This window comes from Pseudoalteromonas sp. SR45-5 (genome assembly GCF_014163565.1).
Taxonomy (GTDB): domain Bacteria; phylum Pseudomonadota; class Gammaproteobacteria; order Enterobacterales; family Alteromonadaceae; genus Pseudoalteromonas; species Pseudoalteromonas distincta.
The window spans coordinates 1-3,245 of sequence record NZ_JACJDN010000473.1 but is presented as its reverse complement, the minus strand read 5'-3'; the positions used below and the strand labels follow the sequence as shown (position 1 = coordinate 3,245).

The window sequence follows — 3,245 nt, the reverse complement described above, 5'->3', positions numbered from 1 at the left end:
AGTTACCTTTCTCGTACTATATCCAGCTCTATTCGAAATCTTACCCTGCTCTTATCAAGTAAACCCGAAAGCAATATTAACCTAGATGATGAGCTTGATATAAAAACGTCGGGTGAATTAAAAGCACTCGTTATCGCGGCCAGGCAGCGGATTAAAAATGATCTTTTAAATATTGAAAACAGTATTGAACTCAAAGAGATTATAAATAGCCAAACAGCCTCCCTGCAGCAAGCAAATGACGAACTTGCACAGTTTGCTTATCGAGCTTCTCATGACCTGAAATCACCGTTGTCAGGGGCTAAATCCCTAGCACATTTTGTTATTGAAGATATAAAAGCAGGAGATACTGAAGAGGCAAGTCGAAATGCATTGGTTATCTATCAACAAATGGAAAAGTTAGAGACACTTGTTGTTGATATTTTACTATTAGCTAAAGCTGAAATTGGTAGTGAAGATAGAGATGTAATTGATTTTAATCAGTTGATTATTGATATGAAAGAGCGACTCACTTGGCTTATGAAAGACAACCCTTGTAAGCTCGAGACAACAATTAATCTATCAGTACCTATAAAGTCAGAAAAAGCGCGTTTTGCTCAAATTATTGAAAACTTAATTTCAAACGGGTTGAAGTATTACGACAGAAATAAAGACTCCCCTTATGTCCGCTGTGATATTTTCAATGAGCAAGAGACGTTTTTTATTACTGTTACAGATAACGGAATGGGAATACCACAAAAGCATCAAGGTGAAGTGTTTGATATGTTTAAGCGATTTCATGCACAGACGAGTACGGGCTCTGGTTTAGGGATGGCGTTGGTTAAAAAACATATCGAGTACTTAAACGGTGAAATATCACTGCAAAGCTCTGATAAAGGCACAACATTTAAAATAGTAATACCATTGGATAAGCTAATATGACAAAAATTAAACCCCCTATATTAATTGTCGATGACAACGAAGTTGACCGGTATATTCTTAAAAGGCTAATTAAAGAAGCTAAATTAGATCTTACAATTTTTGAAAAAAAAGATGGTCAAGAAGCATTAGAATTTTTAGAAAATTATGAATCTAATAGAATAAAGTACCCTGATGGATTTCCTCCAATTCTTATATTTTTAGACATTAATATGCCAAAAGTTAATGGCATTCAATTTTTAGAGAAGTTCTCTAAACTCAGAAAAATGATAGAGATAAGCTCGTGTGTAGTTATGATGTTTAGCTCATCTGAAAGAGAAGAAGAAAAAAAGATTATAATGTCACACGACTTTGTAAAAGGTTACCTTGTAAAAGGAAGTTTTCAGGCAGCAGAGTTAAAAGAAAAAGTCATGGCTGTTATTGGTCAGCATTTAGATAAATACAGCTGATGTGCATGTATTTTAAGTTTTAACCTATTAGGCTGTGCCAATTGAAGAGCCTTTAGTTTGAGTATGTGGCTCAAACCAAAGGTTTTTAGCTTAAAGTTATATAGGTGTCTGATTTAAGCTTCAATTTTACAGAGGCTCAAAATTACCTATTTATTTAAGGATGATTTTTTACAATAGTCATCGAGTATCAAGTTAATCTCGTTTGCAGGCATAGGTTTTGAAAATAGAAAACCTTGCAAGTAGTCTATGTTTAGTTTTTTACATAGCTGATGTTGGGCTTTCGTTTCGATTCCTTCAGCTACCACAGAAAAATCTAATTTTTTTAGCATTAAAGATAAACTCTCGATTATTTTTAATCGCTTATTATTTTCTCCATCCAACGACTGCATGCTTTTGTCTAATTTTACTATATTAATAGGGTAAGATATTAGATGAGATATGGATGAGTACCCCATACCAAAATCGTCCAAAGCAATCCTAAATCCCTTGTTAGACAAAGAAGTTAATATCTCAATCACTTCTTTACTATTTTCCATAAAAGCTGTTTCTGTTATTTCAAGAATAATACTGCTGGTATTTAAGTTGTATGTTTTGACTGTCTCTAATAAATAGGTCTCTAAAATCTCTTTTTGTAGCTGAATAGGTGAAATATTAATAGATAGTGTTAACGGCGTTTCATAGCTTTGCTGCCATAAAGATAACTGCTCTAAAGCGGTCATTATTATCCATTTTCCAAGCGGATCAATTAAACGACACTCTTCAGCAATAGGAATAAACTCATCAGGGGTATAATGAATGGTTGTATTTGGCCAACGGATCAGTGCTTCGACACCTGTCATTATTTGTGTTTTAGAACAGTAAACAGGTTGATAAAATAGCCTAAAGTTTTTTTCTTCTATGTGCTCTTTTATACTATTTTGAATATCTACCCGGCGACTAAATTCGTACTGATATTGCTCTTTGTAAAAGCTAATTCTACTTTTACCACTTTGTTTTGAGCGATACATTGCAATGTCAGCACATTTTAGTAGTTCATGCGATTCAGTCGCATCGTTTGGGTATAAAGCACTTCCTATACTAACACTGCAATTTAAAGTTCTACCTTCATGCAAAAAGGGTTTAGACACTTCAGCTAGTATTCTATTTGCTATCGTACCTATTTGATTAATATTGCAAATTCCACCTATTATAACTGCAAATTCATCGCCTCCTAAGCGTGCAAATTCTTCATTTTGTCTCAGGCAACTATGAATCCTTTCTACTGTTTGTATTAAAATTTCATCGCCGACACTATGCCCAAGCGTATCATTAATATTTTTGAAGTTATCTAAATCTAAAGCAAGTAACGCCACGCAGTTTTTAGCACGTTTATTGTTAGCTATCATTACTTTTAGTATTTCTTCAAAATGATATCGATTAGACAAACCAGTAAGCTGATCCCGTTCTGCCATATGCTTTACAGCAAGATAACTGTTGTGCATACGTTGTTCTGCCTCGAAGCGTTTTTTGGCATATATAAGTGCTTTATTTAAACTATCCCTCGTTATATCACCTTTTGGTAAAAAGTCTTGAGCGCCTGCTTCTATACACTCAATAGCTAAAGCTGAGTTCTCTGAGGAACTAATCATGATAATTGCGGTGTTACCGAGTTTAGGCTTTGCACGCATTTCAATTAGCATTTCAATGCCATCTTCTTTAGGCATATTATAATCGAGTAGTATTATATCAAAGTGCGTGTCTTCAATGGCTTTCAAGCCCTCGGGTACGCACGTTACTTCGGTAATGTCATGATGATGAGAGCCATCAGAAATAAGCATTTTTTTAATTAATTTGCGATCAACTAAGTCATCATCAACAATTAAAATATTCATAAGTTCCTTC

General features: G+C 34.3%; 3 protein-coding genes. 2 read left to right on the top strand and 1 reads right to left on the bottom strand.

Features of this window, described 5'->3' with window-relative positions; translation table 11 throughout:
• Together H5072_RS15305 and H5072_RS15300 are read left to right on the top strand one after the other, a co-directional pair.
• The coding region (locus H5072_RS15305; protein ID WP_182694007.1) for an ATP-binding protein at positions 1 to 918 on the top strand (918 nt) is incomplete at its 5' end.
• On the top strand, positions 915 to 1,364 hold the full coding sequence (locus H5072_RS15300) for a response regulator (protein ID WP_024596059.1): 450 nt from the start codon (positions 915 to 917) through the stop codon (positions 1,362 to 1,364). The genes H5072_RS15305 and H5072_RS15300, both read left to right, overlap by 4 nt.
• A 146-nt stretch (positions 1,365 to 1,510) precedes the next feature.
• On the opposite strand, the gene H5072_RS15295 is transcribed toward H5072_RS15300, so the two are convergent.
• Entirely contained in the window at positions 1,511 to 3,235 is a 1,725-nt protein-coding gene (locus tag H5072_RS15295) for a GGDEF domain-containing response regulator (RefSeq protein ID WP_182694006.1), read from the bottom strand.
• Positions 3,236 to 3,245: the final 10 nt, after the last annotated feature.

Coding starts and splice junctions, on each gene's coding strand:
- H5072_RS15300 (WP_024596059.1), top strand. CDS start 915: ATGACAAAAATTAAACCCCCTATATTAATTGTCGATGACAACGAAGTT.
- H5072_RS15295 (WP_182694006.1), bottom strand. CDS start 3,235: ATGAATATTTTAATTGTTGATGATGACTTAGTTGATCGCAAATTAATT.